Raw genomic sequence first — 18175 nt, forward strand, 5'->3', positions numbered from 1 at the left:
GTTAATTATAACAATATTAATACAGTAATTGGTATTTATTATTAAGAAAGGCAGGATGTTCCTATAACTAGAGCAAATGATGAACTAAAAAGAAGCCGAACCGTTGTTGTCACGGCTGGCTTCCGATCCTTTACCTAAGTGATTTTATTTTTTTGAATAACTTCCCTCTATGCATTAACTGTCTGTCTTTCGGTAACCTTGCAACCGCTTCTGCACTGCAGCTTGCATCTAAAAACACAAAACTTGCCTCATCTCCAACCATCGGCCACACTTGTTTACCTTCGCCATTCAAAGGCGTTACACCTTGCGTAATTAAACTTACACTTTCGCGTAATGAACGTTCGCTTGATTTCCCTGTATAGTCACAGAAGTTATGCACTTTCTCCAAAACATCTCCAGGCACATAAGGGCTCCAAGAATCATAAAAACCGTCGCAGCCTAATGCCACTTTAACGCCTTCCGCTCTCATTATATCTATAGGAATGAGTTGAGAATTTATAGAAATAGGGATGGTAGACATAATTTCCACCTGATGCCCACTTAATTTCTTTGCAAATTGCTTTTGCATAGGAGGCGTCAATGCACTTAAACCAAATGCATGACTAAAAGCAGTGGCTCCCATATAATCTTGTTCTTTCACCATGTCCAGCCATTTATCCATTGTATAGTAGCCGACTTGTCCTCTATCGTGCAAATGCATGTCGACATCCACGTTATACTCCTTCGCAATGTCCATTGTGACTTGCAATGATTTTTCGATGTCTTTATCAATGCCCGCCGGGTCAAGCCCCCCTAAGATGGTGGCACCAGATTCCAGTGCTTGTCTTAATAAGTCTGGCATTTCTTCATGGGCCAGCAAGCCATGTTGAGGAAACGCGACAATTTCATAGGTTACATATTGTTCATAAGCTTTCAATGCTTTCTTAACACCTTCTAAATTTTTCAATTTAATGAAGGGATCAATATTCACATGTGTTCGAATATGGTTCACACCATTGCTCAAGTGCAATTCAATCATAGCGGATGCTCTTTGTTCCACTGTTTCAGCAAGTTCCTCCAACTCTGCGGCTTCAAGTGCCAATCTCTCGGATAAGTTTTTTACAGGACGACAAGCCCGCCACCCTAGCGATAAATACGTCTTGTCCAAATGATTATGCATTTCTTTGAAGGCAGGAAGTGCTAATTTCCCTTCCATATCAATGGCATCTGTATCCGGGACATTTTCAGTTGCGGGAACAATCGCCTGAATGACACCTTCTTTAGCCACTTGTATATGAAACAATTCGGTTACGGTTTGAATGCTGCCATCTTCATACGTTGTTTCACCAATTTCCAGTCGAACGTTTCGCAGCCAAGTACTCATCGGAACTCCCCCTTTAGCTCTATCTCTTCTTCATGAATGATATTCCCTTTTGAAATCACTGTTGAAATAGGGCATTGTCTCGCAATCAGATGCGCAGAGCTGACTGCATCCACGAGTAACGCATCGGCCGTGTCTCCAACCTTTGGCCATTGCTGCTCTCCATTGTCATCTAATGGTGTTAATCCCCCTGTCGCATATTTCAATGACTGTCCAATATGCCACTCATCAATATAACCAAAACGTTGGATGAACTGATTTAATTTCTGGATCGTATCTCCGCTTCCAAAAGGAGACCAATGATCAATCAGGCTATCATGTCCAAAAGAAACTTTTACACCGCGATCATACAAATATTTCACAGGGATAGTAATAGGACCTGCACCGATTGGAACCGTTGATGTCACATTAACATTATTGGCAGCCATCCGTACTATAAGGTTATCTAATGTCTGTTGTGGCAAATCTGCAAATGCGAATGCGTGACTAATAGTGACCTCATTAGTAAAAGATCTTTGTTCTATTTCATTCAGAATTTGTTGGATTTCAAATTCCCCTAATGTGTTTCGGTCATGTAAATGAATGTCAATTCCTACATCATATTTTTCGGCTAATTGAAAAGTCGTTTTAATAACTTCCCCACTATTACGGTCCATTGAAGCAGGGTCCACCCCACCGATATGAGTTGCGCCCATTTGCAATGCTTTTTCAAGGATTGTTAAAAATTCTGGTCCATTACGTAATACACCATGTTGAGGGAAAGCAACGATTTCATACGTGATTTGGTCTTCATAACTTTCTAGAACACGTTTCACTATTTCCATATGTTTCGTCCCAATTTGCGGATCCACATTCACATGTGTACGAATATGCGTATGTCCGTTTTTAATATAGTGCTGCACCATCGCATGCGCTCTCTCTTCAGCAACATCCAATTGCTTAGGCAATAAAGTCGCTTCTTCTTTTAAACGGGTAAAAATGCCTTCTGTTGCTGGAGATGGCGCTTTCCACTCACCCCCGAAGTATGTTTTATCGATATGGGTATGCATTTCTTTAAACGATGGAACGAGCAGTTGGCACTTCGCATCTACCACTACTGCATTCTCTGCATCGATCGTTGGAGCGATCTCAACAAATTTGCCATCATCAATTAAGACATCAAATATGTTCGTATCTGTAGCTGTGACAAACGTTTGGTCATACAAATAGCCAGTTTCCAAACGTACATTCTTTAAAAGTAATGTCAAAAGAATCTATCCCCTTATATTTTTAGTATGTAAGTACAATAGCTAGCAATAATAGTTTTTACGGAGTGACATCCTGAATTCCCATTGCTTTACTCCACAATTTTGCTAAATGCCAAACATCAGGTGGCGGGAAAAGTTGGTGTCACAATTACGCACCTGCTTCTTTCAATATCTGTTGAATTTCCTTATACCCACGTCGTTCCGCATGTTCTAGTGGGGTAACCCCATCTCTATCCGCAATATTGACGTCTGCTCCATGATCAACCAGCAGTTGCACAATCTTTTGATGCCTTTCTCCGCCGTCTCCCAATATAACCGCTTCCAATAGCGCAGTCCAATGCAAATTATTAATATGATTCACATTTGTATCAGAGTTTGTTACTAGCTCCTCGACAACTTCCACATGTCCGCGTTCTGAAGCTGGAATTATTGCTATACCACCATATCGATTTGTTAAGGTCGTATCCGCCCCGGCTTGGACAGCAAGCTGAACGATTTCAAGGTATCCGGCTGCTCCAGCAAATAAAAGTACATTATCCAAATTATGATTACGAATATTTATGTCTGCCCCATGTTCAATCAGTGCCTTAACCATATCTACTTCGTTTTTCTGTGTTGCAGCCAATACTGCTGTATTTCCTTGATTATCTGTCGCGTTAATAGTTGCTCCCTCTTCTAATAACTCAACAACCGTTTCTATGTCCCCTTCTGCTGCGGCAGTAATTAACCGATTTTCCAAATAGGTTCCCTCCTTTTTTTCTACCTGTACTGCTGAACTTTCATTGGAGTCTTGCGCCGTGCTGCATGCTGTGAGCATCACTACAAGCAAACTAATAATAATTCCTCTCTGCTTCAACATTTCTGCACCTCCAATAGTAATGTTATCATAAGGACAAACATTCGAAAAATATCAATAATACTAGTTTTACTTCTACTTCAAAGAACGAGAAAGTCAGCGTTGGAACCTCTATCTGGCAACTAATCCCCGCAATAAAAAAAGTCCCTCTGACCATGATCAGAGGGATTAGGAAAAAAGTGCAACATATTAATCTTTTTTTGTTACGGTGTATTACACCTTTTCACTGCACCGTATACCCGCCATCCAAAACAACAGCCTGACCGGTAATCCCTTTGGCGCTGTCGCTTGCTAAATAAAGGGCGAGGTCTGCAATTTCCTTTACATCAAGCAACCTCTTTTGTGGAACTAACGGATAAATGACTTCATCCAATACAGATTCTATCGGAACGCCGCGGACCGCTGCCAAGTCTTCCAATTGATTACGGACAAGAGGCGTATCCACATACCCCGGACAAATGGCGTTAACTGTAATCCCGTCTGTCGCGGTTTCGAGTGCAGCCACTTTGGTCAGACCGATGACACCGTGTTTAGACGAGTTGTAAGCAGCCTTGCCTGCAAAGCCGACCAGTCCGTTAATGGAAGCCATATTTAGGATTCTGCCGAATTTCTGTTTTCGCATATGAGGCAGCACCAATTTTGTTGCAATAAACGGTGCAGTCAGCATAATTTTTACGAGCAGCTCGAATTTCTCAGTCGGAAAATCTTCGAGCATCGCGACATGCTGCAAGCCCGCATTGTTAATCAAAATATCGATTCTTCCAAACTGCTCGATCGACGTATCAATCGCCCGCTGAATGTCCTGCTCATCTGTCACATCACATGTAAGGCCGATCGCACGGCTTCCTAAATCTGCTGCGGCTTCTCGCACCTTTTCTTCATTCAAATCTGTCAGAACGACAAGCGCGCCTGCTTCATAAAAAGCTTTGGAAATTTCATAGCCAATTCCTTGTGCTGCGCCTGTAATAAAAAGCACTTTATCTTTCACCAAAATAATTCCTCCTTCGACGGGACAACAATCCGAACAATCAATTCTTTTAGATACCTAGACCGAGTGAGAACAAGATGATGGCAATAATGACGCCGATGACCGGTACAATAACTGTTATGGCCCCCATCGCGCCATATGCGGCCCGGTGCGTTTCCCCTGCAATCGATTGGATTGTCGTCACGACATATCCATTATGCGGCAAGGAATCGAGTGCACCCGATGAAATGGCAACAACTCGATGAAGCGCTTCCGCGTTAACACCCATATCCATATAATGCGGTGCTATGAGCGGCAAGGCAATGACTTGGCCGCCAGATGCCGATCCCGTCATCCCGGCAATAACAGATACCGCAATCGCTGCGCCAATTAACGGAGATCCAGGAATATCCACTGCACTTTGGAACGCTGGAACTGCTTTAGCAACGCCTCCAAAACCAACTACTGCCGCTGTGTTCCCAATCGCAATAATTGCACCGAGTGTTCCGGCGGAAATAGCCGCCCCATAATTCTTTGAATATTTTCTGCCTACGAAATACGTGGCGATAATGCCGCCCAAGAGTGCAACAATCAATGCAGACTGCGCTAGCTTATCATGGAAGATGAATGAAATGATGAGTACGATTGCTAATGGAATCATGGACAGAAATGGATTAGGCAGGGGACGGGATGTATCAAATGCCGGATCTGATGTACGGCCTTCAAAGCGTTCCCCTTTGTTCACAGCTTTTGTAATCATCCGCTTCAGCCACCAATAGCCGAAGAATGCCATGAATAAGCCAACAATGATGCTCACTTCCCACCCTGCATATGCATTGGTGCCTAAGTATTCAATCGGAATCCAGTTCTGGATTTCAGGCGATCCGGCAGAAGTCATCGTAAATGTAACTGAACCCAATGCTAATGTGGCAGGGATGAATCGTCTTGGTAAATTCGCTTGCTTAAACAATGAAATCGCCATCGGATAAACAGAGAACGCCACTACGAATAGACTGACACCTCCGTAGGTTAGGATAGCACAAGCAAGGACGATTGCCAGAACGGCATACTTCATCCCTAGTTTTTCAACAGTCCATTTGGCGACTGCATCAGCCGCACCGCTGTCTTCCATCACTTTCCCGAATACCGCTCCGAGAAGGAACATCAAATACCATGACATGATGAAACTTGTAAATCCACTCATATAGCTCGTTACGAAATTCGCTTCCCCTTCAGCGGCAAGCTGCGGAAACAAGGACATCCCGCTCATCAGCGCGACAAACAATGCCGAAATCGGTCCGGCAATTAATATATTCATACCCCTCATAGTCAAAAAGATTAACAGAACCAATCCTCCGACTAAGCCAACCATTCCCAATGCGACCATACCTATACCCCCATTTAATTTCTAGATAGAAACCTTTTCTCTTACATTCGTCTGTATCAAGTCCGCTTCTGTCGAGTCGATGACATCTTGCACGGAATACCCTTCAAAAACCTCTTTCAACTCCAGTCCAGCAGGCGTCACTTCGATCATTGCACGTTCCGTAATAATGACATGCACGACCTCTTTGCCTGTTAGCGGCAACGTACATTCCTTCTTAATTTTCGGCGAGCCATCTTTTGCTACATGATCCATGACGACAATGATTTTCTTGGCACCATGGACAAGATCCATCGCTCCGCCCATTCCTTTAATCATCTTTCCCGGGATCATCCAGTTGGCGAGATCCCCTTTCTCTGAAACTTCCATTGCGCCTAATATCGCAACATCGATATGGCCGCCCCGAATCATGCCAAATGATTCTGCACTCGAAAAGAATGCCGAGCCAGGAACAGTTGTAATGGTCTCTTTCCCTGCATTGATCAATTCCGGATCAACTTCGTCTGCATTGGGATACGGCCCGATTCCAAGCAAGCCGTTTTCCGATTGTAAAATGACTGTTTTGCTTTCTGAAATGAAGTTTGCGACGAGCGTCGGCATCCCAATTCCCAAGTTGACATAGTCACCATGCTGGATTTCCTTTTCAGCCCGCTTTGCAATCTTCTCTCTACCTGTTAACTCTTTCATGCTCCCACTCTCTTTCCCTATGAGGATCTGGTTACCAGCCGCTCAATCCTTTTTTCTTGCTCAGCTTGCAGTATCGCTTGCACGTAGATGCTTGGTGTATGTACTTCAGCAGGATGTATCATTCCTGTTTCTACAATCTCTTCTACTTCAGCGATCGTAACTCTGCCAGCTGCCGCCATCATCGGATTGAAGTTCTGAGCTGTTTTGTGATAGACGAGATTTCCCAAACGGTCAGATTTTGCTGCTCTTACTAAGGCGTAATCAGCATGAAGCGCTTCTTCCAGCACATATTGTTTGCCGTTGAACATCCTCGTCTCTTTTCCCTCAGCGATTACCGTGCCTACACCCGCAGGCGTGAAAAACGCTGGTATCCCGGCACCGCTCGCCCGAATTTTTTCAGCTAATGTGCCTTGTGGAGTCAGCTCTACCTCGATTTCTCCGGATAGCACTTGTCTTTCAAACTCTTTATTCTCTCCAACATAAGATCCGATCATTTTCTTGATTTGCTTGTTCTTCAATAAAAGCCCTAATCCCCAATCATCCACACCGCAGTTATTTGAAATGATGGTCAGATCAGTAACGCCCGTTTCAACAAGTGCGAGGATCAGCTGCTCGGGAATGCCGACTAAACCGAATCCACCTACCATGACTGAAGAACCACTTTGTATAGTACGAACTGCTTCTATGGCAGAATCATAAATCGTTTTCACATCCTCTTCTCCCCTCATTTTTGTCTAATTTATTAACAGTAAAGCGCTTTCATTCATTTAAACAGATAAAAAAAATAAATGCAAACCCACTTATATCAGGGTTTGCACGCATTTAAGGGAAAAAACAGTCCGATTTTCCGGACAAATAATAGAGTATATGATAGAACACAATTGAACACAGTCCGGAAACCCGGAATGAATTCCGTAGTTCCGGAAAATAGTTCATAACTCATATTTTTTCAACTTTTCATATAATGTACTTTTGCTTAATCCAAGTATGATCGCCGCATCTTTTTTATTCGGGAATTGCTGCAATGTATCCTTCAATATTTTCTCCTCCAGTTCTTCAAGCGATTCCGCCAGCGTCCTCGAACTTGGAGTATAGTAGGCATGCCGTTGCTTCACTTGTGGCGGCAACGCATCGGGATAAATGATGTTGCCGCTCGTTAAGTAAACTGCCGCTTGGATGACACTTTGCAATTCACGTATATTGCCAGGCCAATGATAACTAGTCAGATAATCCATCGTCTCCTTGGCAAGTACGAGACTTCTCTTCCCTGCTTTAACAATCGCCTGATGAAACATGTAGCTTGTAATCTCCGAAAAGTCTTCCATTCTCTCTCGCAAGGGCGGCACATGCAAAGTGATAGCCTGAATCCGGTAATATAGATCCTCACGGAAATGCTCAGACTGGATCAGGTCGGTCAACGGCTGATTTGCCGCTCCGATCACACGAACATTGACCTTGTCTGTTTGATGTGAATTTGAGGATTGTACCTCACCTGTGTTGAGCAGACGCAGAAGTTTCACTTGCACGGGAAGCGGCAGGCTGCCGATGTCATCTAAAAACAATGTCCCCCCATCTGCCATGTGAATCCTGCCCTTCACTTCAGGAGAAGTCGACGTTTTCCCCCGTCCAAACAGCTCCACTTCAAGCAAATCGGGAGGGATGGCCGCGCAATTCACTTTTATCAACGGCTTATCTGACCGATCGGACAAGTGATGGATGCTATGAGCAAACATCTCCTTCCCTGTGCCGCTCTCTCCTTGGATTAAGACAGGCAAGTCGCTCGGCGCGATCATTTGAATCGTCTTTTTTATGGACCGGATCGCCTGAGAAGACCCTTTAATATCGCTAATCCGGTAAGATGTTTCTTCTGAGGACAAGGACGTAATATTGATCTTCTCCAGCGTCTGCTTCACATTGGAACTCAAATGATGCCAATCTTGCAGATCCCGAAAGACAACACTCCCAAAAGCCCCGACAATTGTGCCATCCACTTTGATCGGTATCCGGTTCGCAAGCATATACGATCCCTTGATAAAATGAGGCGATGCAATATGTTCCTCCCCCGACTGAACCACCTCATGCATACGCGTATTTTCTATGACCTCATTCACCGGTTTGCCGATCGCCTCTTCGCGATCAACCTCCAGAAACTTGCAGTAATTTTCATTTATGTACAAAATCCTTGAATCCTGGTCGACGACAACAAACCATTGAAACGCATTCTCCAAAATCTGCGTCAATACATACTCCGGTACATTCTTTGTCCACCGTTCCAAACGACCACTCCCCCAGTGTACACTCCAATATTTTATTATCAGTATAGCAAATACAAGTGCAGTTACTAGATGAAGCAGAGGCTGCAGGCAGAAAAAAGGATGCTTATTATTTTATTAATAATAAACACCCTCTTGATCTTACAGGCACGCCCTGCTTACTTTATTGCTCTTTAGACGAATCCATAACCCGTATATAATTCCCCGAGTTATCCTTGCATACCGCATAACGCCCTGGTGGAATATCGCTTGGCCCTTTAATAAAATCCAGTTTATCTTGATTCTCCTCGTAAAAGCGATCGACACTGTCTACGAGGAACATCCCGCCTGCCGCCAGCTCCAATTCATCCTCATCCAGTAATAACTGAACATCTGAACCAGGCAGACGGAGTGCTGCGGTATGATCTCCTTCCCGCCATGCTTCTTCAAAGCCAAGCATATCCAGATAATATGCAAGGGACTCCTTTAGGTTTTCTACTGGGTGATACAAAAACACGAACTTCATACTCTTCTCTCCTTTTCTCTATATTCCGTAACTTGATTATGTAAGACATAAGATGATTATGTATATCGTAATTTATTTACTCGAAACTGTCAATGTGTTACAATTCTAACTATGAAAGAGTGGATACCAATACCAGGCACAAATAAAGATACATTGATTAAAGTAGCATTAGAGGAATTTTGTTTACACGGATACCAGGAAGTCAATATTACGGAGCTCGCCAAAAAAGCGGACATGACAACTGGAGCGATTTATCATCATTTCGGCTCAAAGGCAAACTTGTATGAAGTGATTCGGACGGAGATGGAGCAAAGAGTCATTGATAGAATGGAGGGAGCCGCTTCTTTATTTACAGAGCCAGAAGAAGCTTTGCGGGCTGCACTGTTGACAGGGATCGACGCAGCTGTGAAGTTCAACATCTGCAAGTTGCTCAGCGAAGAACCGCCGTATGAAAAAGAAGATTCGATTGAAGAATTGTTGTCGAACCTATCTGTCACGCATCAAGACTTGCCGATTGAAATCATATTGATTTCTTCCTGGCGATCTATTTTGAAAGGCATTTCAACGAATCAGTTATCTGCTAATCAGGGGAAGGAACTGATTAGGTGGATATTTAAATGAAAACAGCAGCCTCCTTTAATTGGAGTGCTGCTGTTTTCGCTGTTAAACCGCATGGACTTTCTATGGAACCTATTCTTCATGTGCCTCATGCACCTCATTCACTTCCAGCGCAATTGTAATAGTCACAGTTGTCCCCTCGTCTTCAGTTGAGGCAATATGAATACCAAAGGAATCACCATAGTACAATTTCACACGCTGGTCGACATTGCTAATTCCGACGCCGCCCAGTTTCACATGCTGTTTGGATTCTTTATCCTGCAGTCGGTTTATATCAAAACCCGCTCCATTGTCTTTCACTGTAAAGATAATCCGATCGCCATTTTTTTCAGCATGGATTTCAATCTTGCCTTGCCTCTGGATCCCTCGAATCCCATGATACAAGGCATTTTCCACAATCGGCTGCAAAATAATCTTAGGCATTCGGACTTTGGCTAAGGAGTCATCACTTGTTATGGAGTAATCGAGCATGTCACCATACCGTTCCTTTTGAATGAACAAATACTGCCTCACATGCTCCAGTTCATTTTCAACTGTAGTGAGTTCATTTCCCCCACTTAGGGACAGGCGGAAAAATTGTGCCAGTGCCTTTGTGATCTCGATGACTTTCTCACTGTTATTAAACTCCGCCATCCAGACAATCGTATCGAGCGTATTGTAAAGAAAGTGGGGATTAATTTGACTGTGGAGCGTCTTAATTTCGGATGTCCGCAAATGCTTTTCTTTTTCGGTAATTTCCTGCATAAGCTTTTTAATTTTGTCGATCATCCCGTTAAAATGATTGGCAAGGCTCTGTGCTTCATAACAGCCATTTTCATCGATTTTCACTTTCTTTAGGCCATGCTCAATCTCCTGCATCGCCTGTTCTAATTGTTGAAATGGCTTCGTAATTCTGCCTGCGAAAATAAATACACTCGTAGCTGCCACGGATAAGAGAACTAAACCGATGACGAGGAATATTTCAAGGAGCTGCCGTTTGATGGCACGTAAACTGTCTTGTGACGATACGCCGACAAGTGTCCAGTCCGCGTTTTTTAAGTGATAGAGTTGCGTAAGTGTATGTTCATCCGCGTCGTACCGATTCTTATTCGTTACGATTTGCTGCAGTTCTTGTTGTTTACTTGGATCCCTGAAGTACGAAGTGTCCGCATGGTACACGACTTCCCCCTTATCATTGAGAATAAAGGAAAATCCCCGGTCCCCCAATTCGCCATTTGTCAGGTAATCTTCGATGACTTTATACTTGATATCGATAAGCAATACTCCAATATTTTCGCCCTGCTGATTTTTGATTTCCCGGCTGATGGAGATGACCCAGTTGTCCTTATCCATGGAAAACTGCTGCATCCTTGCTGAAGTGAGCACTGGCATATTTCCACTATTGATGGCCGACTGATACCATGCTTCCTTCATCATATCGCCAGACATGCTCATCGTCAGATTACGTTCATTCGAAAGGATCCGTCCATTCTTACTGACCATAATGACCGATTGAATATAAGGATCTGACGCAATAGTTGTATCTATCGTTGTTAACAGCTTTTGCCTCGTCGCATCGTCTCGTCCCGTACTCGAAAAGTAATCGACCAGCTGCGGGTTTTCCGCAAGCAGACTGGATACAGCCTTCAGCCTGTCTATATACAGTTCAATATACATGCCGCTTTTATTGACAGCTGTTTTGGTTGTCGAAACCGATTCGCTTTGTACCAATGAAGAAATACTGAAATACAAGATAGAGCCGATGAGAAAGAAAATCATGACACTTGCAATAAAATAATGCAGGGCAATTTGGACTCGTAATTTTTTTATAGCTCTGCCTTTCCTCATTTTTTATTCCCTCGCTTTATCTTTAAACTGATTAGGGGAACAGTTAAATCGCTTTTTAAAGGCAGCGCTAAAATAATTTGGATCTTCAAAGCCAATAGCCTTTGCGACTTCATAGTTTTTCATATTCGTACTCAACAGCAAGATTTTCGCGCGATCCAACCTTGTCGACAACATATATTCCTGGAAAGGTATGCCGAATAGTCGCTTAAAAAGGCTGCTGAGATAAGTAGGGTTAAGTGCCATCTGACCCGCTAAATATTGGAGCGAGAATTCCACGTTCGAGATATTCGATTCAATCTCCTGCTGTATTTTCACCTTGTATCCTTCGTCCTTGGAATTGGCCGCGCTGCTTATGACATGATCGACCAATTTCGCAAGTTGCTGCTGCCCATGGGACTCTTGCAGTTTTTCAATGAGCTTGACCAATACTTCATGGATATCATGTTTGGATACCGGCTTCAAAATATAATCATCTATGCCCGCCTTCAATGCCGTCACTGCGTAATCAAAATAATCATAGCCCGTGATAATGGCGATTTTCAAATCCGGTTTGATTGCTTTTGCCGCGATTGAAAAATCCAGGCCGTTCATCTTCGGCATATTGATGTCGACTAATACAAGATCCGGCAGCTGCTTCTTGACGATTTCGAGTGCTTGTTCGCCATCATACGCTTCGTAAACTTCTCCGATGGAGAGGGCTTCAAAGTCGACAAACGTACGAATCCCTTTTATTAAAATAGGTTCATCATCTACGACTAGTAATTTATACATTTAAGACACCTTCTTTGTCGTCATACAGCAAAAAAGGTGGAAACGTCCACCTTTCATTGCGCTCTTATTTATTTTACAAGATGTTGTAAATAACCATAACCCTCTTTTTCTAAATCTGCTTTTGGAATAAACTTAATGGCAGCACTGTTAATGCAATAGCGCAGTCCGCCTTTATCTGCCGGCCCATCTTCGAACACATGGCCCAAGTGGCTATCACCTGTCCTGCTTCGGACTTCTGTGCGAACCATGTTAAAGCTTCGATCTTCCTTCGTCGTGATGACTTCAGGTGCAATCGGCTTTGTGAAACTTGGCCACCCACAGCCAGAATCGTATTTATCTGCTGAAGAGAAAAGCGGCTCCCCTGTTACTACATCTACATAGAGACCTGGTTCTTCATTGTCCCAGTACTCGTTCGAGAAAGCAAATTCTGTGTCATTTACTTGCGTCACTTTGTATTGAATATCTGTCAGCTTCTCTTTAATCTCTTTTTCACTTGGTTTTGGATACAATGCAGGGTCGACCAATTGAGGCACATCCTGATCTTCCAGCGAATCAAAACTTACATGGCAATAGCCGTCCGGATTCTTTTCCAAATAATCTTGGTGATATTCTTCAGCAAGATAGAAGTTCCGCAGCGGCTCGACTTCTGTCACAATCGGTTCATCATACTTCTTCTGTTCTTTCGCAACTACCTTTTCAATGATTGCTTTGTCTGCTTCATCTTTGTAATAAATTCCTGTGCGGTATTGTTCGCCGCGATCGTTTCCTTGTTTATTGACACTGGTCGGATCAATAATCATAAAATAATACGAAAGCAGTTTTTCAAGATCTACTCTATCCGGGTCGTACAGCACATGTACCGTCTCCGCGTGGCCGGTGTTATTGTACACAACTTCTTCATACGTCGGATTTTCCGTATTGCCATTCGCATAGCCCGAAGTTACATCCGCTACGCCATAAATACGTGCCATATAGGCTTCGACACCCCAGAAGCAGCCGCCGGCTAACCAAATTTCTTTCAACTTCGTATCGTCAAATGTCAAATTCAGATTGGGGTTTTCAGGATATTTCGAAGAAGCCTCACTCTCCTTCTCCACTGTTCCGCTAATTGTATTCGCACCCATCGCCGAACAACCCGCAAGCAACAATATCCCCATTACGAACACGAGCATACTTTTCTTCACAGAAAACCATCCACCTTTCTCTTAGTCCATGTTTTCGAATGTACTACTAATTTGATCATTGCTCATATGGCCTGGCTGTGTTTTTGACAGTTCCCCTGTCGAACTGATAAATACGGAAGTCGGATAGCCTCTCACTCCATATTTCTTTGTAAATTCTCCGCCTTCATCAAGCAAAACTGGAATGTTTTCCGTATTTTCAACACCCTTAAACCACTTTTCAAATGCTTTCGTCTCTTTTTCATTGTTATAACCGGGCGAAACAATCGTGAGGACAGCAAAATCACGGTCCTCTCCAGCCAAGGTGTTGAGCTCTTCTAAGCCCGCTAAGCAAATCGGACACCAGGAGGCCCAGAACTTCACATACACTTTTTGCCCCTCATAGTCAGACAGCTTGTGTACCTTGCCATCCAAGTCTTTTAATTCAAAATCAGGCGCCAGCTTTACATTCACGGCTTGTTCCGGCGACGAGCTACTGGAAGAGCTTCCTTGAGAACAACCGGCCAGCGCGAGCAAAACAGCTGACACAAGAATCAGCTTCTTAAACAGCTTCATATTGCCTCATCTCCTTATCCTGTAATCAAAGCTGCAAAGACATTTAAATTATTGGTCATGAGCAAAATACCCATTAAAATGACGATAATCCCTCCAGCCACTTGGATCTTCCGCATATGCTTCTGAATTTTCTTCACTTGCATCATGACCGTATCCGAGAAAACGGCCAGCAATAAAAATGGAATGAGCAGCCCTAAGGCATAGACAAACATCAGAAAGGCACCATACGTCGCTTGCCCTTCACTGGCGGACAATCCAAGCACTGCACCCAAAGCCGGCCCGATACAAGGCGTCCAGCCAAAACTAAATGTGAAACCAAGCAAAAACGTACCGAAAATGTCACGTTTCTCACTGCGTTTCAGCTGCATCTTACTTTCTTTATTCAAAAAGGCGAAGTTGAATAAACCGATCTGATAGAGACCGAGCAAAATCACAATCGCGCCGCAAACAACCATAAACCAGCTGGAACTTAAAAGGACGCCAAGTGCCCCTGCCCCAAACCCGAGCAATACAAAACTCATCGAGAGGCCCGACACAAACACAATCGTTTTCACAAGAAGCGTCGTATGAATCGTTACCCTGCCCACGCGAAACTCACGTCCTCCAGCCCGCTCCGCATTCGTCGAAAGCACCGACAAATACACCGGCAACAAAGGTAAAATACACGGGGCAAAAAAAGACAGCACCCCCGCTACGAAAACCGTACTAATTAAGACCTGTTCACCAGCCATAGAGGAACCTCCCTTCGTTACTTCCATCTTACGTCCCAATACCAAAAACCAACATAGAATCAGTTCACGTAAATCTTTGAAATGATTGTTTGTTGGCTGAGCGGGTTGTTTTGAACAGGAAGAAATCTATAAAAAACCTTCGACGTGAAGTGCTTGTCGAAGGTTTTGATTTCTATGTATTCGTTATTTTTGTATGTATGAATGGACGACAAACTACTCCCCCTGCTGAAATAACCTCTTTAATAGGCCGGCCACGCCTTTCTTTCTCTTCTCTTCGGTCTTCGGGAGTGACTCTTCTTTTTCTACAAAAATCTCTTCTCTATCAATCGCGTAATCATATGCGAGCACCAGCCCAATGTCCGTATCCGACTCCAAATTGGTCACGATGGTATAAAGAACATTATTTTTAGAAGCAATCTTCGTATACTTGGATAGAACGCCATAGTTTATATTGCCATTCACATATAAATGGGCTGATTTATTCTCTTTAATCGAATCCTCGACTTGCTTATAGATTCCCCGCTCCCTCACCTGACCTACTGTAAGCACAATAACAATACGTTCCCGAATCGTCCCAAGAAACTTCTTACGCTCCGCACGCTTCGTTTCCTTATGTCCATACATGCCTTGCTGAATATAATCATCCACGTTGTTTGACATTGAAGCACCCCCAGTTGCGGATTTCTTTTCGTATCCATTTGAATCCACTACAAGTAAACTACATTCTAAATCACGAAATCTGATCGGTTTGCATGGCTCACTTTTGTAGATTCAACGGAAAACACTTTTTTAAAAACCTGGTTAATTATTTTTTATTTCTCTCTAAGAAAAACTGGCCCCATCGCAAAACAATTATGAGGAAGCTTCTGCGGTCTTACTATAAACTTCGTATGCAAAATATCCAAGTAATAAACCAATTCCAGGCCCAAAACCAATGGCAGACGTTAAAGAGATTGAGGTGAATATGCCAACAAGTATGGCAACATTACATCCAATCATCATGCCAAGTGGTATGAGACTATCCAGTAAATATTGAGCATTTTTTGATTTTGTCTTTCCAAGGGTGCCATTCTTATATTTATGTTTCATTCTTATAATTACATACAGTGCAATCCCACCGGACAGTACAACAGGAAGTAAAATACGTGCAATTTCCAAAAACAAGCCCATATTCGAACACTCCTTATTGTGTAAGACTTCTTTTCTCACTGTTCTTTTATTTCCAGTCTATTGTACCACATCAAAATCTTTTGTTGTTTTACTACAAAAAACTCTTACGTCTGAATGAATGATTTCCGGGAGAAAAAAATCCCCCAAACTAATTGTCCGAGGGAAGATAAATTCACATTTCTTTATATATCTAGAAACTGCTAAGGACAGGTTATTTTAATTTCAACCAAGCTACACTTTCCACATGACTGCTTTGCGGGAACATATCCACCGGCTGTACTTCCTGTGTCTGGTAGCCGCCATCCTCCAAAATTCGTAGATCGCGTGCCAGCGTGCCTGGGTTGCAGGAAACATAGACGACCCGCTCTGGCTTGTATTTTAAAATCGTCTGAAGGAGCTTTTCGTCACAGCCTTTGCGCGGCGGATCCACAACAAGCACATCGAACCGTTTTCCTTCAGCATACCATCTTGGGATTACGTCTTCTGCTGCTCCTGCCTCGAATTGAGCATTCGCTATCCCATTTAATTCAGCATTCCGCTTGGCATCTTCAATTGCCTGCGGAACGATTTCAACGCCGTATACTTCCTTCGCCTGCTGGGCAAGGAACAACGATATCGTTCCAATTCCGCAATAAGCGTCAATCACGGTTTCATCACCGGAAAGCTGGGCGTATTCGAGCGCTTGTCCATAGAGGACTTCCGTTTGCACAGGATTCACTTGATAAAAGGAGCGAGCGGAAATTTCAAACTGGACGTCCCCGATTTGATCGATAATGACTGACTTGCCATACAGATTGATTGTTTCATTTCCGAATATGACGTTCGTTTTGTCCGAATTGACGTTCTGCATGATGGATGTCACTTCAGGTACGACTCGCTTGATTAAATCCACAACGGCCTGCTTTTGCGGAAACTTCTTTTTCAATGTAACGAGAACGACCATAATCTCGCCTGTCGCCCGCCCTTTTCGGATAATCAAATGCCGCAGCATGCCCCGATGCGCCTTCTCATCATAGGCGTCCAGGCCAAGCGCATGCATTTCATGCTTCAGCGTGGACATCAGCTCATCCGCTTCCTCGCTCTGAATAATGCACACATCAGTGTCGACTATATGGTGTGTACGCGTCTTAAAGAAACCCGATACGACATGGCCGTTCCGTTCGCTGAAGGGAATCTGCGATTTATTGCGATAGCGCCATGGGTCTTGCATTCCTTTGACAGGATGGACAGGGACATAAGGCAGCTTCGCGATCCGGTCGATGACATCGCGTACTTGCTTTTGTTTTTGCTGGAGCTGCGCTTCATAAGAGAGGTGCTGCAATTGGCAGCCCCCGCATTCCCAGAACACATGGCATGGGGCTTCTACCCGGCTCGGTGCTTGCCGTTTCACTTCAAGCAGTTCGGCAAACCCGTAATTTTTCAATGTTTTTCCGACTTTGATATCCACTTCCTCACCAGGCAGCGCACCTGGAATGAATAGCGGATATCCTTCCACTTTCGCAACGCCTGACCCGTCATGTGTTAAATCCTCTACAGACACGGTGAGGCGATCATTTTGATTTACAATAAAAGACATGTCGTTCTTCCTCCACATTTCGTATGTACACAGTGTAGCATGTTTTATTGACGGTAAGCAGTTTCTGAACATTTTCTCATGAAGAAAAGGGACATCTCTCATCTTGTGGAATGGAGAATTGTCCCTTTTAATGTTTTGCTTTTAGCTAACATACCATTTGAAGCTCGCTTCAATGGTTGCGCGTCCAATTCCTGAATTGTGATTACTGCATTTCCTGCTTCATTGCCCTTGCCAACTTATTTGGCGTGTCAACGCTGTTACTTGGCGTTTTTCCTGCTAATTTGGCGCGTAAGCAGCTGAATTTGGCATGTTATTTTGGCGAATTTTTCTTTTATTTGGCGCGTCGTCTCATTATGACTGGTTATTCGCGTTTAGCACGAGTTATTGGCGTTCAACCCGAGTTATTGGCGTTCAGCCCAGGTTATTGGCGTTCAACTCGAGTTATTGGCGTTCAGCTCGCGTTATTG

General features: G+C 43.6%; 19 protein-coding genes. 2 read left to right on the plus strand and 17 right to left on the minus strand.

Annotation, left to right across the window (positions count from 1 at the left end):
• Positions 1-130: 130 nt before the first annotated feature.
• The 9 genes from ACSW3C_RS17840 to ACSW3C_RS17880 all read right to left on the minus strand — a co-directional run bounded on the left by ACSW3C_RS17840 (position 131) and on the right by ACSW3C_RS17880 (position 9279).
• A complete protein-coding gene (locus tag ACSW3C_RS17840; protein ID WP_486564173.1) occupies positions 131-1363 on the minus strand; it encodes an amidohydrolase in 1233 nt (410 codons plus the stop codon).
• Complete coding sequence (locus ACSW3C_RS17845) at positions 1360-2607, minus strand: amidohydrolase (protein ID WP_486564175.1); 1248 nt, start codon at positions 2605-2607, stop codon at positions 1360-1362. Before ACSW3C_RS17845 ends, ACSW3C_RS17840 begins: the two co-directional genes overlap by 4 nt.
• A gap of 148 nt (positions 2608-2755) precedes the next feature.
• Positions 2756-3466 (minus strand): ankyrin repeat domain-containing protein, encoded by a 711-nt coding sequence (locus ACSW3C_RS17850; RefSeq protein WP_486564177.1) that lies wholly within the window; start codon positions 3464-3466, stop codon positions 2756-2758.
• A 220-nt stretch (positions 3467-3686) separates the two neighbouring features.
• A complete protein-coding gene (locus ACSW3C_RS17855) occupies positions 3687-4454 on the minus strand; it encodes a 3-hydroxybutyrate dehydrogenase (protein ID WP_486564179.1) in 768 nt (255 codons plus the stop codon).
• 46 nt (positions 4455-4500) lie between these two features.
• Complete coding sequence (locus tag ACSW3C_RS17860; RefSeq protein ID WP_486564181.1) at positions 4501-5817, minus strand: GntP family permease; 1317 nt, start codon at positions 5815-5817, stop codon at positions 4501-4503.
• 21 nt (positions 5818-5838) lie between these two features.
• Positions 5839-6501, minus strand: coding sequence for a 3-oxoacid CoA-transferase subunit B (locus ACSW3C_RS17865; RefSeq protein WP_486564183.1), 663 nt, complete (start codon positions 6499-6501; stop codon positions 5839-5841).
• A 17-nt stretch (positions 6502-6518) separates the two neighbouring features.
• On the minus strand, positions 6519-7211 hold the full coding sequence (locus tag ACSW3C_RS17870) for a CoA transferase subunit A (protein ID WP_486564185.1): 693 nt from the start codon (positions 7209-7211) through the stop codon (positions 6519-6521).
• A gap of 222 nt (positions 7212-7433) precedes the next feature.
• The gene (locus ACSW3C_RS17875) at positions 7434-8777 is read right to left on the minus strand and encodes a sigma-54 interaction domain-containing protein (protein ID WP_486564187.1); all 1344 of its coding nucleotides are present in this window, start codon (positions 8775-8777) and stop codon (positions 7434-7436) included.
• Between the two features lie 160 nt (positions 8778-8937).
• A complete protein-coding gene (locus ACSW3C_RS17880; RefSeq protein WP_486564189.1) occupies positions 8938-9279 on the minus strand; it encodes a VOC family protein in 342 nt (113 codons plus the stop codon).
• Between the two features lie 111 nt (positions 9280-9390).
• On the opposite strand from ACSW3C_RS17880, the gene ACSW3C_RS17885 reads away from it, so the two are divergent.
• Entirely contained in the window at positions 9391-9900 is a 510-nt protein-coding gene (locus ACSW3C_RS17885) for a TetR/AcrR family transcriptional regulator (RefSeq protein ID WP_486564191.1), read from the plus strand.
• A gap of 69 nt (positions 9901-9969) precedes the next feature.
• Here ACSW3C_RS17885 and ACSW3C_RS17890 read toward each other — a convergent pair whose 3' ends face one another.
• From ACSW3C_RS17890 to rlmD, 8 genes are all read right to left on the minus strand, one after another.
• Positions 9970-11724 carry a sensor histidine kinase gene (locus ACSW3C_RS17890; RefSeq protein WP_486564193.1) on the minus strand — a complete coding sequence of 585 codons (1755 nt, stop codon included), beginning with the start codon at positions 11722-11724 and terminating at the stop codon, positions 9970-9972.
• 3 nt (positions 11725-11727) lie between these two features.
• Positions 11728-12495 carry a response regulator transcription factor gene (locus ACSW3C_RS17895; RefSeq protein ID WP_486564195.1) on the minus strand — a complete coding sequence of 256 codons (768 nt, stop codon included), beginning with the start codon at positions 12493-12495 and terminating at the stop codon, positions 11728-11730.
• Positions 12496-12563: 68 nt separating this feature from the next.
• A complete protein-coding gene (gene msrAB, locus ACSW3C_RS17900; protein WP_486564209.1) occupies positions 12564-13667 on the minus strand; it encodes a bifunctional peptide-methionine (S)-S-oxide reductase MsrA/peptide-methionine (R)-S-oxide reductase MsrB in 1104 nt (367 codons plus the stop codon).
• A gap of 33 nt (positions 13668-13700) precedes the next feature.
• Positions 13701-14231 carry a redoxin family protein gene (locus ACSW3C_RS17905; protein WP_486564196.1) on the minus strand — a complete coding sequence of 177 codons (531 nt, stop codon included), beginning with the start codon at positions 14229-14231 and terminating at the stop codon, positions 13701-13703.
• Between the two features lie 14 nt (positions 14232-14245).
• Positions 14246-14962 (minus strand): cytochrome c biogenesis CcdA family protein, encoded by a 717-nt coding sequence (locus tag ACSW3C_RS17910; protein ID WP_486564198.1) that lies wholly within the window; start codon positions 14960-14962, stop codon positions 14246-14248.
• Between the two features lie 213 nt (positions 14963-15175).
• Positions 15176-15622 (minus strand): YueI family protein, encoded by a 447-nt coding sequence (locus ACSW3C_RS17915; protein ID WP_486564200.1) that lies wholly within the window; start codon positions 15620-15622, stop codon positions 15176-15178.
• A 192-nt stretch (positions 15623-15814) separates the two neighbouring features.
• Positions 15815-16120 carry a hypothetical protein gene (locus ACSW3C_RS17920; protein ID WP_486564211.1) on the minus strand — a complete coding sequence of 102 codons (306 nt, stop codon included), beginning with the start codon at positions 16118-16120 and terminating at the stop codon, positions 15815-15817.
• A 223-nt stretch (positions 16121-16343) separates the two neighbouring features.
• Positions 16344-17708 (minus strand): 23S rRNA (uracil(1939)-C(5))-methyltransferase RlmD, encoded by a 1365-nt coding sequence (rlmD, locus tag ACSW3C_RS17925; RefSeq protein WP_486564201.1) that lies wholly within the window; start codon positions 17706-17708, stop codon positions 16344-16346.
• A gap of 176 nt (positions 17709-17884) precedes the next feature.
• Between rlmD and ACSW3C_RS17930 the strand changes: the two genes are divergently transcribed.
• Positions 17885-18175: hypothetical protein (locus ACSW3C_RS17930; RefSeq protein ID WP_486564203.1), on the plus strand; the 291-nt coding region annotated here is incomplete at its 3' end.

This window comes from Sporosarcina sp. AD_1, from assembly GCF_057373025.1.

Coding starts and splice junctions, on each gene's coding strand:
- ACSW3C_RS17840 (WP_486564173.1), bottom strand. CDS start 1,363: ATGAGTACTTGGCTGCGAAACGTTCGACTGGAAATTGGTGAAACAACG.
- ACSW3C_RS17850 (WP_486564177.1), bottom strand. CDS start 3,466: ATGTTGAAGCAGAGAGGAATTATTATTAGTTTGCTTGTAGTGATGCTC.
- ACSW3C_RS17860 (WP_486564181.1), bottom strand. CDS start 5,817: ATGGTCGCATTGGGAATGGTTGGCTTAGTCGGAGGATTGGTTCTGTTA.
- ACSW3C_RS17865 (WP_486564183.1), bottom strand. CDS start 6,501: ATGAAAGAGTTAACAGGTAGAGAGAAGATTGCAAAGCGGGCTGAAAAG.
- ACSW3C_RS17880 (WP_486564189.1), bottom strand. CDS start 9,279: ATGAAGTTCGTGTTTTTGTATCACCCAGTAGAAAACCTAAAGGAGTCC.
- ACSW3C_RS17885 (WP_486564191.1), top strand. CDS start 9,391: ATGAAAGAGTGGATACCAATACCAGGCACAAATAAAGATACATTGATT.
- ACSW3C_RS17890 (WP_486564193.1), bottom strand. CDS start 11,724: ATGAGGAAAGGCAGAGCTATAAAAAAATTACGAGTCCAAATTGCCCTG.
- ACSW3C_RS17895 (WP_486564195.1), bottom strand. CDS start 12,495: ATGTATAAATTACTAGTCGTAGATGATGAACCTATTTTAATAAAAGGG.
- msrAB (WP_486564209.1), bottom strand. CDS start 13,667: ATGCTCGTGTTCGTAATGGGGATATTGTTGCTTGCGGGTTGTTCGGCG.
- ACSW3C_RS17905 (WP_486564196.1), bottom strand. CDS start 14,231: ATGAAGCTGTTTAAGAAGCTGATTCTTGTGTCAGCTGTTTTGCTCGCG.
- ACSW3C_RS17910 (WP_486564198.1), bottom strand. CDS start 14,962: ATGGCTGGTGAACAGGTCTTAATTAGTACGGTTTTCGTAGCGGGGGTG.
- ACSW3C_RS17915 (WP_486564200.1), bottom strand. CDS start 15,622: ATGTCAAACAACGTGGATGATTATATTCAGCAAGGCATGTATGGACAT.
- rlmD (WP_486564201.1), bottom strand. CDS start 17,708: ATGTCTTTTATTGTAAATCAAAATGATCGCCTCACCGTGTCTGTAGAG.